Genomic DNA, 17,218 nt, shown 5'->3' with positions numbered 1-17,218 from the left:
GGCCGCGAGTTCAGGCCGCGAGTTCAGGCCGCGAGTTCAGGCCGCGAGTTCAGGCCGCGAGTTCAGGCCGCGAGTTCAGGCCGCGAGTTCAGGCCGCGAGTTCAGGCCGTCAATCGTATAGCATATATCCTATAGGATATCTGATCCGGTGTGATCGGCCAGAGCCAGCAGCGTCTCGTCGCCTCCCGGGGCGGCGACCAGTTGCAGGCCCACCGGCAGGTCCGCGGCCGTGCCGGCGGGTACGGCCATGCCAGGGGCTCCGGACAGACCCGCGATGCACGTCAAGCGCACGATGGCCTCGCGGTCGGGGATCTCCCCGACCCGGGGGGCGGGGCCGGGCGCGGCGGGCATCGCGAGCACCGTGCCCTCGGGGACGCGTTCGCGGACCAGCACGGCCACCTTGGCGCGCACCTGGGCGGGCGCTTCGGTGTCGGCCGCGGTGAGCTTCGAGGCGTTCTGGAACCGGGCCGCCACGCCGAGCCCGAACTCGGGCTGCGCCTGGGCGATCCACGCGCCGTGCGTCTGCCACGACTCCCAGGCCTGCAACGTCGCGTACGCGACCCGCGCGGCCTCCAGCGACGAGACCTCGGCCGACAGCCGCTCGCCGAAGAACGGCGCGGTGTCGATCTCCAAGCCCAGCGCCTCGACCGCGGGCATCACCGCGCGTTTCGTGTCCTGCGAGATCTCGCCCCAGATGTCCTGCGGCACCAGCACTCTCGTCACCGGAGCCGCTTCGCGCGGTTCGCCGAGGAGCACGTCCATCGCCAACCGCAGCGTGGCCGCGTCCCGGGCGAGGATCCCGGCCGTGTCGAAGGACGGCGCGAGCGGGACCGCGCCCGCCAGGCTCACCCGGCCGTGGGTCGGGCGCAGCCCGAACAGGCCGCAGTACGAGGCCGGGACCCGGATCGAGCCGCCGGTGTCGGTGCCGAGCCCGATGTCCGCCAGGCCGAGCGCCACCGCCGAGGCCGAACCCGAGGACGAGCCGCCGGGGACGTGCCCGGGCGCGGCCGGGTTCTCCGGGGTCCCGTAGTGCGCGTTCGAACCGTTGAGGCTCCACGCGAGCTCGTCGGTGACGGTCTTCCCGGCCACGCGCGCTCCGGCGGCACGCAGCAGCGCCACGGCCTCGGCGTCGGCTTCGGGCACCTCGTGCGTCTCGGGCCAGCGCGGATTGCCCGCGCCCGTGGGCGTCCCGGCGAGGTCGAAGAGGTCCTTCACGGCCAGGCGCAGGCCCGCGAGGGGCCCTTCGCCGCCGGCGTCGTCGACGGTGAGCATGAACGGGTCGGTCAAGGTCCGGCTCCTTCGGGAGGGGTGGGCTGGCGGGAAGGGCCCGGCCCCGAGCGGGGCCGGGGCGGTGCGGGGTGCTCGCGCGTTCGCGGCGACTCAGGTCGCGGCCGCCGCGCGCTCGCGAACACCGCCTCAGTCGTCCTGTCCGTGCTGCTTGAGCCAGCAGTCGGAGAATCCCCGGGCGTAGTCCCAGGTCACGTAGTGGGCGGGGTCGGGGTCGAACGCGGGCTCGTGGACTTGGGCGCAGTTGGCCTCGAGCAGGCCGCGGAGGTTCGCCATCAAAAGGCCCCAGGTGAAGTAGTGCGGCTCGTTGCAGTCGGCGCAGTCGACCACGACCCCTCGGAAACCCTGCGGTTGCAGGACCTTCTCGAACATCTCCAGTTCGTGGAGGTCTTCGAGGAGGTCGGCGCGGTCGTCCTCGTCCAGCTCGGGTTCGAACGGGGCGAGCGCGTCCGCGTGGTCGGGATCGTCGGCGAACGGGTCGCGAGGCTCCTCATACACAAGGTCAAGCCTAACGCCCGGTGGCGACACCGCCAGGTCTCTCGCGCGCGGGACCGGCCGGTCCGGTCGCGTCTCCCGGATGCGTGCCAGTCTGCGGGCGGGTCTGGCGTTCGGTGGCCCCGTCTCATTAACATGGGCCGCAAGCCGACCGGCCGCTTGTGAGCCGATGGAACGAGTTGAGGAGACGGCAATGGACGACTTCATCGAAGGCGCCGAAGAGATCTTCGACGACGTGGTCGACAGCGTCGGTGACGCGATCGGCGACATCGACGCCGGTGAGGTGTGGGAGGACGTCAGCGACGGGGCCGTCGAGGCCTGGGACACCGTCTCCGAAGCGGCCGGCGACCTGCTCGAATAGGGCACCGCGTACGAGCCTTCGTGCCCGGCCGCGCGGCGCGGGGCCGGGCACGTCCCATGACCCGACCTCGGGTTCTGCCGTGAATCACACCGCAGAGGGACGTGTGCACCTCGGAGCTGCGCGGGTTGCGGCACTACCATTGGGACATGGCGTTCTCAGGGGATTTCGGAAATCAGGGGCACGAGGGTGCTACCGGTGAGCGGGTCGGCGGCACCACGGTGCCCATGGGTTCGGCCGGTGCGATTCCACTCGGTCTGACCTTCGACGACGTGCTGCTCCTGCCCGGCGAATCCGACGTGATCCCGTCCGAGGTCGACACCTCCTCCCAGCTCACCCGCAACATCCGCATCTCGGTGCCGCTGCTGACGGCCGCGATGGACACCGTCACCGAGGCCCGCATGGCCATCGCCATGGCCCGCCTCGGCGGTCTGGGGATCCTCCACCGCAACATGTCCGCCGAGGAGCAGGCCCAGCAGGTCGACCTCGTCAAGCGCTCCGAGTCGGGCATGGTCGCCGACCCGGTCACGTGCTCGCCCGAGGACACCCTCGAACAGGTCGACAAGCTTTGCGGCAAGTACCGCATCTCCGGGCTGCCGGTCACCGACGAGGCCGGGAAGCTCATCGGCATCGTCACCAACCGCGACATGCGCTTCGAGAGCGACATGTCGGTGACCGTGGCCTCGGTCATGACCTCCAGGAACCTCGTGACCGCCCCCGAGGGCGTCTCCAGCGAGGAGGCCCTGGAGCTGCTCAAGCGCAACAAGATCGAGAAGCTCCCGATCGTCGACGACGAAGGCCACCTGAGGGGCCTGATCACCGTCAAGGACTTCTCCAAGCGCGAGGAGTTCCCCAACGCTTCGAAGGACGACGTCGGGCGCCTGCGCGTCGGCGGCGCGATCGGCGTCGGCGAGGAGCAGTACACGCGGGCCGGGCAGCTCGTGGAGGCCGGGATTGACGTCCTGTCGGTCGACTCGGCCCACGGCCACTCGCGCGGCGTGCTCGACATGATCGCCCGCGTCGCCAAGGACTTCGGCGACAAGGTCGACATCATCGGCGGCAACATCGTCACCGCCGAGGCCGCGAACGCGATGATCGACGCGGGCGTGGACGCCGTCAAGGTCGGGGTCGGCCCCGGCGCCATCTGCACCACCCGTGTGGTCGCGGGCGTGGGCGCTCCGCAGGTCTCGGCGATCATGGACACCGTGCGCGCCGCCCGCGAGCGGGGCGTCCCGGTCATCGCCGACGGCGGCATCCAGTACTCCGGCGACATCGCCAAGGCCATCGTGGCCGGCGCGTCCTCGGTGATGATGGGCCAGCTGTTCGCCGGCTGCGCCGAGAGCCCCGGCGAGCTGATCTACATGAACGGCAAGCAGTTCAAGCAGTACCGGGGTATGGGTTCGCTCGGCGCGATGCAGTCGCGGGGCGAGGCCCGCTCGTACTCCAAGGACCGGTACTTCCAAGGCGGCGTGGAGTCCAACGACAAGCTCGTGCCCGAGGGCGTCGAGGGTCAGGTGCCCTACCGCGGGACCCTCGCACAGGTGGTCTACCAGCTCGTCGGCGGCTTGCGCAGTGCCATGGGCTACACCGGGGCCGGTACCATCGAGGGGATGCACGAACGCGGGCGTCTGGTGCGGATCACCGCCGCGGGACTCAAGGAGAGCCACCCGCACGACATCCAGATGACCGTGGAAGCGCCCAACTACCACACGCGGTAGTCGGGACCGGGAGACCCACGGCGACGCTTGCCGTGACTTTGCGAGGAGAGACTGTGCGGGAATTGGTCGAGATCGGCCCCGGCAAGATCGTGGCGCGCGGCTGGCGTCTGTCCGAAGTGGCGCTCGTGCCGACCAGACGGACTCGGGACATCGACGACGTCTCCACCGAATGGCAGCTCGACGCCTACCGGTTCGAGATCCCGGCCGTGGCGCACCCGTCGGACGCGACGATGAGCCCGGCCTCGGTGATCGAGATGGGCCGCCTCGGGGGCCTGGGGGTCCTCAACGGCGAAGGGCTGTGGTGTCGCTACGTCGACCCGACCTCCCTGCTCAAGGAACTCGGCGAGACCCCGGCGGAGACCGCGATCGAGCGGCTCCAGGAGATCTACGCCGAGCCGGTCAAGCCCGAGCTCATCGCCGAGCGGATCGCCGAACTGCGCGCCGGCGGGATCACCACCGCGATCCGGTTCAGCCCGCAGCACACCGCCGAGCTCGCGCCGCTCGCGGTCGAGGCCGGGGTGGACCTGCTGGTCATCCAGGGCACGATCGTCTCCGCTGAGCACGTGTCGTCGGGCGGCGACGTGCTCAACCTGAAGCAGTTCATCGCCGACCTGGACGTGCCGGTCGTCGTCGGCGGGGCCACGAACTACAAGACCGCGATGCACCTGATGCGCACCGGCGCGGCGGGCGTCATCGTCGGGGTCGGCTCGGACGACTGGTCGACTACGGACACGGTCCTGGGCATCGACGTGCCGATGGCCTCGGCGGTCGTGGAGGCCGCGGCCGCGCGCCGCGACTACCTCGACGAGACCGGCGGGCGCTACGTCCACCTCATCGCCGACGGCGAGATGACCAACTCCGGCGCGATCGCCAAGGCCATCGCCTGCGGCGCCGACGCGGTCATGCTCGGCTCGATCCTCGCCGACGCCGACGAGTCCCCGGCCGCGGGCGCGTGGTGGCACTCCGCGGCCTCCCACCCGAAGCTCCCTCGCGGGCGTTTCCGCCCCGGCGACGCCGGCGACGTCGAGGTCCCCGACCTCGAAGCCCTCCTCTACGGCCCCAGCAACTCCTCGGACGGCTCCCAAAACCTCTTCGGAGGCCTGCGCCGAGCCATGGCCAAGACCGGCTACACCACGGTCAAGGAATTCCAGAAGGCCAGCCTGGTCACCGCATAAGAAGCCGAAAACGAGGCCCGGCCCGCAGAAGCGGGACCGGGCCTCGGCTCGTCTACGGCGCGATATCGCGCACCGGAGGAGCGGCATCGCGCCGGAGAAGCCCGGTGAGGGCGCTCCAGTCGTCGTGGTGGGCCGCCCAGTGCGGGATCGGAATGAGCCGTCGGCGGTCAGGGCCGACCTCGTAAAGGCGTCGGCTGTCGGGGTCGAACTCGATCCGGCCGAACCCACGGCGGGGATACACGCCGTTCGCGCGGGTGAGGCTCGGGCCGCGGAGTGTGCCGGTGGCCGGTTCGAAGGTCAGGAGGGACCTGCGGAGAACGTAGGTGAAGCTCCAGAAGCCGGGCCCGAACGTGACGCCGACGATGACGGACCGCAGCCAATTCTCGGCATGGGTCGGCGGGTAGTCGGGAAGCACGGCCGCCGCAATGCCGACCGCCATTGGAACGATGGAGATCGCCAGGATCAGAAAACGACGCGGCCGCACCTCGATCATGGCCGGTCCTCGGCGGCGGGGCCGCGCGTGGGCGTCGGCTCGGGGAGAGAAGCCATATGGGTTGCTTTCGGGGTTGGAGCCGCGAGGGGTGCTGCTCGGTTGTTCTGATTTTAGTGGGGTGGGCGGGGTGCGTGGGTCCCGCTTATGTGTCCGGTTCGGGGTCCTCTCTTTGGGGGAGGGTTGGTCCGCTTGTTGGGGGTTTGTGCTGCCGCACACAGGTATCTGTCAGGTAGGGCACGTATCCTTGCCAGCGTGAAGCGCAAGAAGCACCCCGTTCTCACAAGGAGTGGGGAACAACACACCCGGCTGACGGCGTTGGTACTGCTGTGACCTGCCCGTTCTGTTCCGTGCCCACTGTGCCCGGCGCGCGTTACTGCCATAACTGCGGTGCGCCGCTGTCTCCGGAGGCGACCGCTCCGCAGACCGAGCGCCGCTACGTCACGGTGCTCTTCGGCGACCTCTCGGACTTCACGACCTGGTCGGAGAGCCTGGACCCCGAGCGGGTCTCGTCGGTGACCGACCGGCTCCTGGCCGAATGCGTCTCGGCCGTGAACGAGTTCGGCGGGCACGTCGACAAGCTCACCGGGGACGGCCTCATGGCCGTGTTCGGCGCGCCGCTCTCGCACGAGGACGACGCCGAGCGGGCCGTGCGCGCCGCTCAAGCCATGCAGAAGCGCGTAAGGCGCCTGCTCAAAGCCGAGTCCGGCGGCGGTCTGCCGATCGGGCTGCGGATCGGGCTGCGCTCAGGCCTGGTGGTGGCCGGGATGCAGGCCAACCTCGAGTACACCGTCATCGGCGACACCGTGAACACCGCCGCGCGCCTGTGCGACGCCGCCGCCGTGGGCACCATCTGGGCCGGTGAGGAGACCATGCGCGCCACCAAGCACGCCGCGGCGTGGCGCCGCCTGACCCCCGTGCGCCTCAAAGGCAAGCGCGAACCGGTCGAGGTCTTCCAGCTCCTCGGCCTCGAAGACGAGCCCGGCACCCGCGCCAGCCTCGGCGACACCGCGTCGTTCATCGGCCGCGACGCCGAGATCGGCCGCGTCACCGGCCGCCTCGAAGCCGTCATCGACCGCGGTGAGCCGCTCGTGCTCATCCACACCGCAGAAGCGGGCATGGGCAAGACCCGCTTCGCGCGCGAAGTGCGCACCGTCGCCACCGAACGCGGCGCCCGCGTGCTCACCGTGCGCGTGGCCCCCTACGGCGAAGGCCGCCGCTTCGGGCCCCTCGCCGACCTCGTGCGCAAAGCCGCGGGCCTGCGCTTCGACGACGACCGCGCGACCGCCGAGGCCAAGCTCCGCCGCATCGCCGACGGGCACCCCGACCACGGCGAATGCCGCCTCAACATCGCGCTCCTGCTCGGGCTCCTGGGGCACGGGCGCCCCGGCCAGGCCGACCGCCCCGGCGGGTTCACCGGCCAGCAGTCCGACGCGTACACGATCCCCGAGGCCGTCGCCGAGCTCATCACCCACCTGGCCACGCTGGGCCCGCTCGTGCTCAACATCGACGACCTGCACACCGCCTCGGCCGACGGCATCGACGCGCTCGGCGTGGCGCTGGCCAAGATCCACGGCCCCGTCCTGGTGATCCTCTACGGCCGCCCCGAACTGACGCGCTCCTCGGGAGTACTCACCCGCATCTCCGAAGCCGAGGTCCACCCGCTCCCGCCGCTGGCGGGCGCCGACGCGGCCCGGCTGCTGCGCGAGTTCCTCGGCGGCGGGCGCATGCCCAAACCCGACGAGGACCGCCTCCTCGGCTTCGCTCAAGGCAACCCCTACTACCTCGCCGAACTCGTCACGCTCCTGGTCGAGCAGGACCTGCTCTCCTCCGACGGGGACCAGTGGCGCCTCGCCGCCGGGTCGCTCACCGGACGCGTGCTCTCCCGCGACCTCGCGCAGGTCCTCGGCGCGCGCATCGACGCGCTCAGCCCCGCCGCCCGGGCGCTGCTGCGGGCCGCCTCGATCTTCGGCGACGCCGTCCCGCCCGAGGCCACGCAGCTGCTCGAAAAAGAGGTCCCCGGCGAATTCGAACCGGCCCTCCAGGAACTCCTCGACCGCCGCATGCTGCGCCGCCGCTCCTACGGCGGCTACCGCTTCGTGACCCCGCTGCTGCGCCAGGCCGCCTACGCGCCCATCGGGAAGGCCGACGCCGCCCACGCGCACGCCGAGATCGCCCGCTGGGCCGCCGAGACCGAACTCGAAGGCCAGAACGCCGACGACCTCGTGGTCTTCCACGCCGAGCAGGCCGTCACCCTCGCGAAGGAAGTCGAACTCGAAGCGATCGACGAGGTCTGGAACGTCCTCCCGCTCGCCGTCGACGCCGTGCGCAAGCAGGCCGACCGCGCGATGGACGCCTCCGAACCCGAGCGGGCCGTGGCCCTGCTCAACGGGGTCGAGCGCCTCGCGCCGCTCTCCTACGACGACCGCCTCCTGCGCGGGCGCGCTCTCACCCGCCTCGGCCGCACCGTCGAGGCCGAAGCCGAGATCGAGGGCCTCGCGGTCGACGTGGGCCTCATCGTGGCCAGCGACGACCACGACGACCACCCCTCCGGTCGGCTCTTCGGCGACGACTTCGCCGAAGAAGAGGCCGAACTCGTGGCCCAACTCCTGCTCCTGCGCGGCCGCCTCCACCGCTACAAAGGCGAGCTTCAGGCCGCCCGCGGCGCCTGGACCGCGGCCCTGGCGCTCTCGCGCCGCGAAGGCCTCGCCGGGCCCCGCTGTGACGCCCAGTGCCGCATCGGCCTCCTCGACTTCCTGGCCGGGCACCTCTCCGAGGCCGAGGCCCGCTTCCTCGACGCCTACGACACCGCGTTCGGGGTCGGCGACGACAAGCGCCTCGCTTGGGCCCTCCAGCACCGCGCGTGGGTCCTGGTCGCCCGCGGCGACTTCGACGGCGCCGACGACGTGCTCCGCGAGGCCGCCAAGGCCTTCGCCCGCCAGATGGACCTGGTCGGGCGCGCCTGGGTGCGCGGCGTCTCGGCGTTCGCGCTGCTCATGGCCGGGCGCTTCACCGAGGCCAAGCGGCTGTCCGACGTGTTCATGCCCATCGGCGAGCGCTCCGGCGACGTGTTCGCCGTGGGCCTCCTGCGCGCCATCGGCGCGGCCGCCCAGATCGGACTCGGCCTACCCGCCGGGGCCGACGCGGCCGCCCGAAAGTCCTTCAGGGACTTCGAGCGCATCGACGACGACTGGGGCCGCGGCTTCGCCAAGTACGTGCGGGCCCTCGCGGCCCGCTCCATCGGGGCGCTCGACCACGCCATCGACCTCGCCGAGACCGCCGAGCAGTACGGCGAGGAGACCGGCCACCCGCTCCTGATCAGCTTGGCGCACAACCTCAGAGGCCGCTGTGCCCTCGAGGCGGGCGACACCGCCACCGCGCGGGCCGCCGCCGAAGAAGCGCTCGCGCTGGTCACCGACGACGTGCTGGAGCCGGGCCGCGCGGCCAACACCGCGCTCCTGGCCGACGTGCGCGCCGCCGAAGGCGACCGCGAAGGGGCCCTGGCCATGCTCGAACCCCTTGCGGCCCACTACGACGAACCGTCTTTGGGGCGGCCCCGCCGCGCCATTGTGGCGCGCTACGCGAGGCTCCTCAACGAGGCCGGACGCGAGGACGAGGCCGCCAAGTGGGCCCGCGCCACGCTCAAGTCCTTCGGCGAGGACCCCGAGTCCACCGCATGGGCCGAGGGCTACCTCGACAGCGTGAGCGTCGCGTGAACCGTGCGCGGCTTCCGTACCCCGCGCTCGGGCGTGTCGGCGCGCAAGAGCCCCCGACTGCAATGATCGCCGACGGGTACGACACCGATGGCGCGGTTGCGCACCCCGCTGTCGGGAGTGTCGTCGGGAGTGATTTCGCGTGAACCGTTGGGCCGCAACCACAGTCGCTGTCGCTGCCGAGGCCGGAGCGATCCCGGCGGCCGCTCTGAGTGAGCGGGGGGAGGGGCGGTCCTTTCGCGACCCGGCGTGCCGGGGCCCGTTCCAGTCGGACCGTCCCTCCACCCGCGCTCGGGGGACTCGTTCACTATGCGCCACCGAGGCTTCGCCCTGGGGAAGCGACATATCATCCGTTCGGCCAGTTATCGCTGCCTCTTCGTCTAGGGGTATACAGAAAGGTGGGCTCGTTGCCGTAACGTTATGCGTCAAAGGTCCCATGGCTCCGGAACCCCCAGGCCCGGGCACATGACCTGAGGATCGGAACGACCCCCGCGCTGACCCGCGCACCGACCTGCACTCGACGCTGGGCTCTCAGGCCCGAACGCGTCACCGAGAACGGAGGCTGTATCCCAGTGGACACCATCTCGTCCTACGGTGCTCCAACCGGTCCACACCTCTCCCCGAACGCACAGCTCTCACCGCCGAGACCGCGATCCGAATCAGGCCCCGACGCTCTCCTCCACGGGATCGAGCGCCTCACCGGATTCCAGGAGATCGACCGCGGCGCCTATTCGACGGTCTACAGCGCGACCCGCTTCGACGACGGCGCCGAAGTCGCCGTCAAGATCGAGGCCAGGCCGCTCACCGACGACGCCTCGCGCGAGCGTTTCCGCCGCGAGGTCCAGACCGCGGGGCGCCTCTCCGACCACCCGTGCGTGGTCAAGATGCTCTCGGCCGGGCTCACCCACCAGGCCAACCCGTACGTGGTCATGGAGCTGTGCCGAGGGTCCGTAGCGGATCTGCTCGACCACCGCACCACGATCGGCCCCGGCCAGACCATCGACATCGGCATCCGCATCGCCGACGCCCTGGCCGCGGCCCATGAGGTGGGGATCGTCCACCGCGACATCAAGCCCGCGAACATCCTCATCAACCACGCGAACCAGGCCGTGCTCGCCGACTTCGGGCTCTCCAGCCTGATCCCGACGCCGCGCCCCGGGGAGCCGGTGTCCACGATGGCCACCCCGGCGTACGCGCCGCTGGAGATCTTCCAGATGCGCGAGGTCGGCCCCAGCGCCGACGTCTACTCGCTCGCGGCCACGCTCTACACGATGCTCAGCGGCAACCCGCCGCGCTTCCCCGCCGGGGCCGCGCTCGACATCAACGAGGTCGCGGGGCTGTTCGACCAGCCGATCCCGGCCGTGCCGGGCATCTCGCCGCTGCTGCTGGAGATGCTGCGCACCGCACTCATCAACAACCCCGAGGGTCGGCCCACCGCGGTCGAGTTCCGCGAGTTCCTCGCGAGCATCCCCGAGGCCTCCACCGGGGTCATCCCGCGCGTCACCGACGAGACGCCGCCCCCGCCGAAGGGGCCCGTCTCGCCTCCCGGGCAAGGGCTCTACGGCGCGTACTCCTCGCCGCCGCGCGAGGAGCGCCTCGCGCCGCGGGCTTCGGCCCCCGACTACGACGACCTGCCCGAGCCGACCTCGACGCTGCGTCTGGCCCCCGGCAAGCGCCGCGAGCCCGCGCCCGAGCCGCCGCGCTCGCGCGCGATCATCCCGGACTACCCGCCCGCGACGCAGCTGCCCCCGCCGCCGCTGAGCCCGCCGGTCGCGCCGCGGGCCCCCGAGCCCGACCCGCTCGACGAGCAAAAATGGCAGGCGTTCGGCTCCAGCGGCACCTACGGCGAACGCGACCACGACTCGCGCCTGCCGGTCCCGGTGCCGCGCAACGAGACCGGCCTGACCAGGCGTGAGCGCAGGCTCAAGGAGGGCGACTCCGGCTCCAGCGTGGGCCGCCTCATCGGCATGGGCCTGGTGGGCCTGGTCGTCCTCGGCCTGCTCATCACCGGCGGAGTGTGGCTCTTCGGCGGCGACGACGGCAAGCAGGACCTCGCCGAGCAGTCCATGGCCGACACGTACGTGAACACTTGCGCGCTCGACGCCGCGGGCGCCGGCTGCGTCACCGAGCCGACCTGCTTCGACGCCGCGTTCGCCGCCTCCGGCTGCGACAGCGCGCACATGTGGGAGGCCTACGCGACAGGCCAGCTCCCCGAAGGGGTCGCCGACGTCGACGCCGCGCGCGCCGACGAGGGCATCGCCAACGCCTGCGTCAACGGCCAGAGAGAGAACGGGCCGCTCTCGCAACTGGTGGGCGCCAACGCGATCGACTGGGTCACCGACGTCTACGTGCCCGGCGACGGCACGTTCTTCTGCGTGGCGCAGCTCAAGGACGGCGTGGAGGCCTCAGGCGCGACGTTCGCCCGCGCGGGCTGACACGAAGGACGAGAAAGGGGCCCGGCACCTGATGGTGCCGGGCCCCTTCGTTCAGCCGCGCTGGGAGAATGCGCGGCCTCGGATCAGAACTCCTCGTCGAGGTCGACCTTGCCCTCCACGGCCACTTGGTAGGCGGTCGGCCTGCGTTCGAAGAAGTTCGTCAGCTCCTGCACGTCCTGGAGCGCCATGAACGGGAACGGGTTCTCCGAGCCCCACTTCTTGGGCATGCCGAGGCGCACGAGGCGCTGGTCGGCGGCGTACTCCAGGTACGACTTCATGTCCTTGACGGTCATGCCGGGCATGCCCTCGCCGATGAGGTCCTCGGCGAACTGGAGCTCGGCCTCCACGGCCTCCTCCAGCATGTCGGTGACCTGCTGGCGCATCCGGTCGTCGAACAGCTCGGGCTCTTCCTGGCGCACGATGTCGACCACGCTGAACGCGAAGTTCATGTGGCAGGACTCGTCGCGGAAGACCCAGTTGGTGCCGGTGGCGAGCCCGTCGAGCAGGCCCCGGCTGCGCAGCCAGTACACGTACGCGAAGGCGCCGTAGAAGAACAGGCCCTCGATGCACGCGGCGAAGCAGATGAGGTTGAGCAGGAAGGTCCGGCGGTCCTCGGCGGTCTTGAGCTCCTGCATGTCGAAGACCGAGTCGATCCACTTGAAGCAGAAGTCGGCCTTGCGCTTGATCGAGGGGATGTTGTTGACCGCGTCGAAGGCCTTGGCGCGCTCCTCGGGGTCGGGCAGGTAGGTGTCGAGCAGCGTCAGATAGAACTGGACGTGCACGGCCTCCTCGAACAGCTGCCTGGAGAGGTACAGGCGGCCCTCGGGGGAGTTGACGTGCTGGTACAGGTTGAGCACCAGGTTGTTCGCCACGATCGTGTCGCCGGTGGCGAAGAAGGCCACGAGGCGGTGGATCAGGTGCTGCTCCTGCGGGGTGAAGCCCGCCAGGTCGGTCAGGTCGGAGGCGAGGTCGACCTCCTCGACCGTCCAGGTGTTCTTGATCGCCGCCCGGTACTGGTCGTAGAAGTCCGGGTATTTCATCGGTCGCAGGGTCAGGTCCATACCTGGGTCGAGCAGCATGGGCGCATCCTTTCTCGTGGTGTGCGGGGTGGCGGGCGGCAGTACGCGGAGGCGGGGCCTCGGCCCCGCCTCCTGAGGCTTGTTACTGGCAGGCCTCGCAGCTCTCCGGGTTCTCCAGCGAGCACGCGATGTCGGCCGGGATGACCTCCAGCTCGGTCGGCGCGGGCGCTGCGGCCTGGGCGCTGACCGTGGTCTGGTTGATGCGCGTGGCCGGGCGGCTGCGCAGGTAGTACGTGGTCTTGAGGCCCTGCTGCCACGCGTACCGGTACATCGACGAGAGCTTGCCGATCGTCGGGCTCGCCTGGAACAGGTTGAGCGACTGGGCCTGGTCGATGAACGGCGTGCGGGCCGCGGCCAGGTCGATGAGCGCGCGCTGCGGCAGCTCCCAGGCGGTGCGGTAGCGCTCCTGGAGGTCGGCCGGGATCGCCGCGATGCCCTGGACCGAGCCCTCGGCGAGCACGATGGCCTGGCGGACCTGCTCGCTCCAGATCCCGCGCGCCTTCAGCTCGTTGATGAGGTGGCGGTTGACCTGGAGGAACTCGCCCGAGAGCGTCTCGCGCTTGAAGACGTTGGAGACGACCGGCTCGATGCACTCGGCGCACCCGGCGATCGAGGCGATCGTGGCGGTGGGCGCGATGGCGATCATGAGCGAGTTGCGCAGACCGTGCTCGCCGACCTTGGCGCGCACCGACTCCCAGCGCTCGGGGAGCGTGACGCGGGCGTTCGGGTAGTGGTCGAGGTGGAGCACGCCCTCGGCCGCGCGGGTCTCGTCGAAGTTCGGGTGGGCCCCGAGCTCGGCGGCGAGTCCGGCGGAGGTCTCGAACGAGACCAGCGCGATGCGCTCGGCGATCGCCGTGGAGAGCGCGAGCGCCTCCTCGGAGTCGAAGTTGAGCCCCAGCTTGAAGAACACGTCGGCCAGACCCATGCAGCCCAAGCCGATCGGGCGCCACTTGCGGTTGGCCTTCTCGGCCTCGGCGGTGGGGTAGAAGCCGAGGTCGATGGTGCGGTCGAGGAATTTGACCGCGGTGCGGACCGTGGACTCCAGGCGCTCGAAGTCGAACCCGTCGGGTGTGGTGTGCTCGGCGAGGTTCACCGACCCGAGGTTGCACACGGCGGTCTCGGAGTCGTTGGTGACCTCCAGGATCTCGGTGCACAGGTTCGAGAGGTGGATGACGTTCTCTTTGCGCGCGGTCTGGTTCGAGGTGCGGTTCGCGGTGTCGGAGAAGGTGATCCAGCCGTTCCCGGTCTGGGCCAGGGTGCGCATCATGCGGCCGTAGAGCTCGCGGGCGGGGACGGTCTTGCGGGCCTTCCCGGCCGCTTCGGCGGCCCGGTAGGCCTGGTCGAAGTCGCCGCCCCACAGGTCGACCAGCTCGGGGGTCTCCTTGGGGTCGAACAGGGACCACTGCTGGTCGGCCTCGACCCGGCGCATGAACTCGTCGGGGATCCAGTTGGCGAGGTTGAGGTTGTGGGTGCGGCGCTCCACGTCGCCGGTGTTGTCGCGCAGCTCCAGGAACTCCTCGACGTCGGCGTGCCAGGTGGCCAGGTAGACGCAGGCCGCGCCCTTGCGGCGGCCGCCCTGGTTGACCGCGGCGACCGAGGAGTCGAGGGTGCGCAGCCACGGCACGATCCCGTTGGAGTGGCCGTTGGTGCCGCGGATGAGCGAGCCGCGCGAGCGCACGCGCGACCAGGCGATGCCGATGCCGCCGGCGTACTTGGAGAGGCGCGCGACCTGGCTGTAGCGCTCGTAGATCGAGTCGAGCTCGTCCTTGGGGCTGTCGAGCAGGAAGCACGAGGACAGCTGGGCGCGGCGGGTGCCGGAGTTGAACAGCGTGGGCGAGGACGGCAGGTAGGAGAGGGTCGAGAGCAGCCGGTAGAGTTCGGCGGCCTCCTCGACCGTCTGGCTCAGGCCGCACGCGACGCGGAGCATGAAGTACTGGGGCCGTTCGAGAACGGTGCGGTGCTCGGGGTGGCGCAGCAGGTAGCGGTCGTAGACGGTGCGCAGCCCGAAGTACTCGAAGCGGTCGTCGGCGCCGTCGTCGATGACCGCGTCCAGCGCGGGGCCGTTGGCCTCGACGAACGCGACGAGTTCGGGTGCGAGCAGCCCGTTGTCGCGGCTGGCGGCGATGGAGGTCGTGAACGACACGACGCCTTCGCTCGCGGTCTCCTCGGCGATGTGCTCGGCCAGGAGGCGCGCGGCGAGCTTGGAGTAGGTCGGTTCGGAGGCGACGCTCGACGAGGTGAGCTCGACGGCGCGTTCGCGCAGGGCCTTCTCGTCGGCACCGGGCCACAGGCCGGCCTCGATGGTGGCGATGACCTTCTCGGCGTCCACGTCGGGAAGTCCCGCCGCATGGACGCGGATGCGTTCGGCGATGCGGGCCGCGGGGCCCTGTTCGGCGCTCCGCTGCTGCGGTGCGGTGGTGGCGGATGTCGTGGTGGCGAGCCCGGTCATCTCTGCATCCCCTCGTGATGTGCGACCTGCGTGGATCGCGCTGGCGGCGCGGCGGCGCGGCCCGCCTCCCGTGACGGGAGCGGAGGCTGACAGCACCGACCTGACAGAGCAGAATCATACATGTAGTGGTCGCCCGTTGGGGGACACCCAACATATTGAGGTTTCACGTAGCTTCTCGCGGTGAATCCGCAGGCTGGCACCGCCGCCGGGAGCCTCCCGACTGGCAGCCTATGCCCCGCCACCGACACTCCCCGCCAGAAACCGCCGGACCCACCCGAGTGTGATCCTCACCGACCAAACCGCCTGCGACCCCCACCGCCCCGACTGGTAGCATCGTCCCCGACCGACAGGTCATGCCTCCGTAGCTCAGTGGATAGAGCACTGGTTTCCGGGACCAGGTGTCGCAGGTTCGAATCCTGCCGGGGGCACTCACTTCCAGCCCAGCTAGAGGGCCACATTCCCGCAAATCTCGAGTGAATGCCGCCTGCCTGCGGGCGGCCATGGAGCCAAAAGGGGGGCCTACGCGCTAGCGCGTAGGCCCCCCTTTTGGCGTCTCCGATGTCGTCAGTCGTCGCCGCCGAATGCCTGCTCGATCATCTCGGCACCCTTGGTGATGACCGGTCGGAGCTGGTGTCTGTAGACCTGGCGCGTGGTGCGGGTGTCCTTGTGGCCGACCAGGTCGGCGATCATGTTGTCGGACGCGCCGAGGTCGGACATGATAGATACGAAGGTGTGCCGCGTTTCGCGCGGTACCCAGTCGTCGGGGTTGAGCCCCGCGCCCGTGAGAACACCTCGATAGAACCGCCGGACATTGCGCGCCAGCTTGACCGTGTCGTTGCGCGTGCCGAACACGTACGGCACGGCCGAGTGGCTGTAGTCGTGCTCCGCACGCCAGGTGAGGTCCCTCTCGCGATGCTCTGCCAGGGCCTTGACGACCATCGTGGGCAGAGCGATCGTGCGGCGGCTCTTCTGGGTCTTGGTGTCGCCCGTCTTGCGAACCGACCGCCACACCTCGATGTGCGGCGGCAGCGTCTCACGGTGCCGCTGCCCGCAGGTGCAGACCTCGCCCTCGATCGGGTTGAGGTGCGTCCGCTTCCATTCCAGCGGCCGGACCTCCTCGGTTCGGATGCCGGTCAGGTTGGACACGACCAGGTAGGCGTGGAACCAGGTGCCCTCGCTTGCCTTGAACACGGCCTTGACCTGGTCGGCTGTCATCGACTTCGACGGCCGCCCGGCGATGCCCTCGGGGATCTCCTCGATGAGGGTGGCGACGTTGCGGCCGACCTTGTCGCGGCGCTGCGCGTGCTTGATCGCCCGGTTCAAGACGCTGTGGATCTTCTTGAGCGTGCTGGTCGCGTGGGTCTTGGAGTAGTGCAAGAGCATGTCGTCCACGTCATCGGCGGTCAGCTCCTTGAGCTTGATACCGCCGATCGCGGGGATGATTTGGCCGTCGATGATGTAGCGGTCCCGTTTGCGGGTCTCCTCTCCGGCTTTCTGGCCGCGCTTGTGCCAGTCGTTGACGGCGTTGGCGACCGTGTACGTGGTCGAGGTATCGAGTCCGGCCTCGTACTCCTTCAACTTGCGCGCCAACGCCTTACGGGCGAGCGACTCGGTCTTGCCATATGCCTTGAGCCGCTTCCGGCGACCGGTGCGGGTGCGACCGGCCGACAGCTCGGCAACCCACGTGTTCTTGGTGGCGTCGAAGTATGCCGTGCCCTCGCCCTTCTCGGCGCGCTTGCGACCCTCTGCGGGCTCCTGGGGCTCATTCACAGCGCGACCCCCTGTCCCTCGGTGATGAGGAGCTGGCGGTATTCCTGGAGCCATTCAGCGGGGATGCGCGTGGAGCGCCCGACCTTGATGAAACGCAGCCGTCCCGAGGCCAACTCTTCATAGAGCTTGGACCGGCCGAGGCGGAGGATGCCTCCTGCCTCGGGGACCGTGTAGAACGGCTCGACTTCGTTCATGTCGCCTCGCACGGCGTGTGCGTTGACGGTGGCGGACATGGGTGTCATGCTGGTG

General features: G+C 70.2%; 12 protein-coding genes and 1 tRNA gene. 6 read left to right on the top strand and 7 right to left on the bottom strand.

Translation table 11 applies throughout. From position 1 onward, the window contains the following. Positions 1-129 precede the first annotated feature (129 nt). Entirely contained in the window at positions 130-1,287 is a 1,158-nt protein-coding gene (locus tag AB0B28_RS06840; protein ID WP_360117701.1) for an amidase, read from the bottom strand. Between the two features lie 129 nt (positions 1,288-1,416). Next, complete coding sequence (locus AB0B28_RS06835) at positions 1,417-1,785, bottom strand: DUF5319 family protein (RefSeq protein ID WP_360117698.1); 369 nt, start codon at positions 1,783-1,785, stop codon at positions 1,417-1,419. A 190-nt stretch (positions 1,786-1,975) separates the two neighbouring features. Here AB0B28_RS06835 and AB0B28_RS06830 point away from each other — a divergent pair, with 190 nt between their 5' ends. From AB0B28_RS06830 to AB0B28_RS06820, 3 genes are all read left to right on the top strand, one after another. Further along, complete coding sequence (locus AB0B28_RS06830; RefSeq protein ID WP_360117695.1) at positions 1,976-2,143, top strand: hypothetical protein; 168 nt, start codon at positions 1,976-1,978, stop codon at positions 2,141-2,143. Positions 2,144-2,367: 224 nt separating this feature from the next. Then, positions 2,368-3,858 carry an IMP dehydrogenase gene (gene guaB / locus AB0B28_RS06825; RefSeq protein WP_360117787.1) on the top strand — a complete coding sequence of 497 codons (1,491 nt, stop codon included), beginning with the start codon at positions 2,368-2,370 and terminating at the stop codon, positions 3,856-3,858. Between the two features lie 53 nt (positions 3,859-3,911). Further along, entirely contained in the window at positions 3,912-5,033 is a 1,122-nt protein-coding gene (locus AB0B28_RS06820; protein WP_360117692.1) for a GuaB3 family IMP dehydrogenase-related protein, read from the top strand. 52 nt (positions 5,034-5,085) lie between these two features. Here AB0B28_RS06820 and AB0B28_RS06815 read toward each other — a convergent pair whose 3' ends face one another. Then, on the bottom strand, positions 5,086-5,526 hold the full coding sequence (locus AB0B28_RS06815) for a hypothetical protein (RefSeq protein ID WP_360117689.1): 441 nt from the start codon (positions 5,524-5,526) through the stop codon (positions 5,086-5,088). 347 nt (positions 5,527-5,873) lie between these two features. Here AB0B28_RS06815 and AB0B28_RS06810 point away from each other — a divergent pair, with 347 nt between their 5' ends. After that, a complete protein-coding gene (locus tag AB0B28_RS06810) occupies positions 5,874-9,239 on the top strand; it encodes an adenylate/guanylate cyclase domain-containing protein (protein WP_360117686.1) in 3,366 nt (1,121 codons plus the stop codon). Positions 9,240-9,808: 569 nt separating this feature from the next. After that, positions 9,809-11,671 (top strand): serine/threonine-protein kinase, encoded by a 1,863-nt coding sequence (locus tag AB0B28_RS06805; RefSeq protein ID WP_360117683.1) that lies wholly within the window; start codon positions 9,809-9,811, stop codon positions 11,669-11,671. Between the two features lie 83 nt (positions 11,672-11,754). On the opposite strand, the gene AB0B28_RS06800 is transcribed toward AB0B28_RS06805, so the two are convergent. Together AB0B28_RS06800 and AB0B28_RS06795 are read right to left on the bottom strand one after the other, a co-directional pair. Beyond that, positions 11,755-12,750, bottom strand: coding sequence for a ribonucleotide-diphosphate reductase subunit beta (locus AB0B28_RS06800; RefSeq protein ID WP_360117680.1), 996 nt, complete (start codon positions 12,748-12,750; stop codon positions 11,755-11,757). A gap of 82 nt (positions 12,751-12,832) precedes the next feature. Beyond that, the gene (locus tag AB0B28_RS06795; protein WP_360117677.1) at positions 12,833-15,199 is read right to left on the bottom strand and encodes a ribonucleoside-diphosphate reductase subunit alpha; all 2,367 of its coding nucleotides are present in this window, start codon (positions 15,197-15,199) and stop codon (positions 12,833-12,835) included. Positions 15,200-15,554: 355 nt separating this feature from the next. Between AB0B28_RS06795 and AB0B28_RS06790 the strand changes: the two genes are divergently transcribed. Beyond that, positions 15,555-15,627 (top strand) — tRNA-Arg (locus AB0B28_RS06790). A 136-nt stretch (positions 15,628-15,763) separates the two neighbouring features. On the opposite strand, the gene AB0B28_RS06785 is transcribed toward AB0B28_RS06790, so the two are convergent. Continuing rightward, on the bottom strand, positions 15,764-16,969 hold the full coding sequence (locus AB0B28_RS06785; RefSeq protein ID WP_360117674.1) for a tyrosine-type recombinase/integrase: 1,206 nt from the start codon (positions 16,967-16,969) through the stop codon (positions 15,764-15,766). After that, positions 16,966-17,211 carry an excisionase family DNA-binding protein gene (locus AB0B28_RS06780; protein WP_360117671.1) on the bottom strand — a complete coding sequence of 82 codons (246 nt, stop codon included), beginning with the start codon at positions 17,209-17,211 and terminating at the stop codon, positions 16,966-16,968. The genes AB0B28_RS06785 and AB0B28_RS06780 overlap by 4 nt, the downstream gene beginning before the upstream one ends. Positions 17,212-17,218 lie beyond the last annotated feature (7 nt).

It is taken from the genome of Glycomyces sp. NPDC046736, assembly GCF_040645615.1.
In the GTDB taxonomy this organism is placed as follows: Bacteria; Actinomycetota; Actinomycetes; order Mycobacteriales; family Micromonosporaceae; genus Glycomyces.
Note: the sequence above shows the minus strand (reverse complement) of the source record. Positions and strands in the feature narration are given on the sequence as shown.

What these genes read in the sequence shown, in the direction of transcription:
- AB0B28_RS06800 (WP_360117680.1), bottom strand. Translation starts at nt 12,750, where the DNA reads ATGCTGCTCGACCCAGGTATGGACCTGACCCTGCGACCGATGAAATAC.
- AB0B28_RS06780 (WP_360117671.1), bottom strand. Translation starts at nt 17,211, where the DNA reads ATGACACCCATGTCCGCCACCGTCAACGCACACGCCGTGCGAGGCGAC.
- AB0B28_RS06795 (WP_360117677.1), bottom strand. Translation starts at nt 15,199, where the DNA reads ATGACCGGGCTCGCCACCACGACATCCGCCACCACCGCACCGCAGCAG.
- AB0B28_RS06830 (WP_360117695.1), top strand. Translation starts at nt 1,976, where the DNA reads ATGGACGACTTCATCGAAGGCGCCGAAGAGATCTTCGACGACGTGGTC.
- guaB (WP_360117787.1), top strand. Translation starts at nt 2,368, where the DNA reads ATGGGTTCGGCCGGTGCGATTCCACTCGGTCTGACCTTCGACGACGTG.
- AB0B28_RS06815 (WP_360117689.1), bottom strand. Translation starts at nt 5,526, where the DNA reads ATGATCGAGGTGCGGCCGCGTCGTTTTCTGATCCTGGCGATCTCCATC.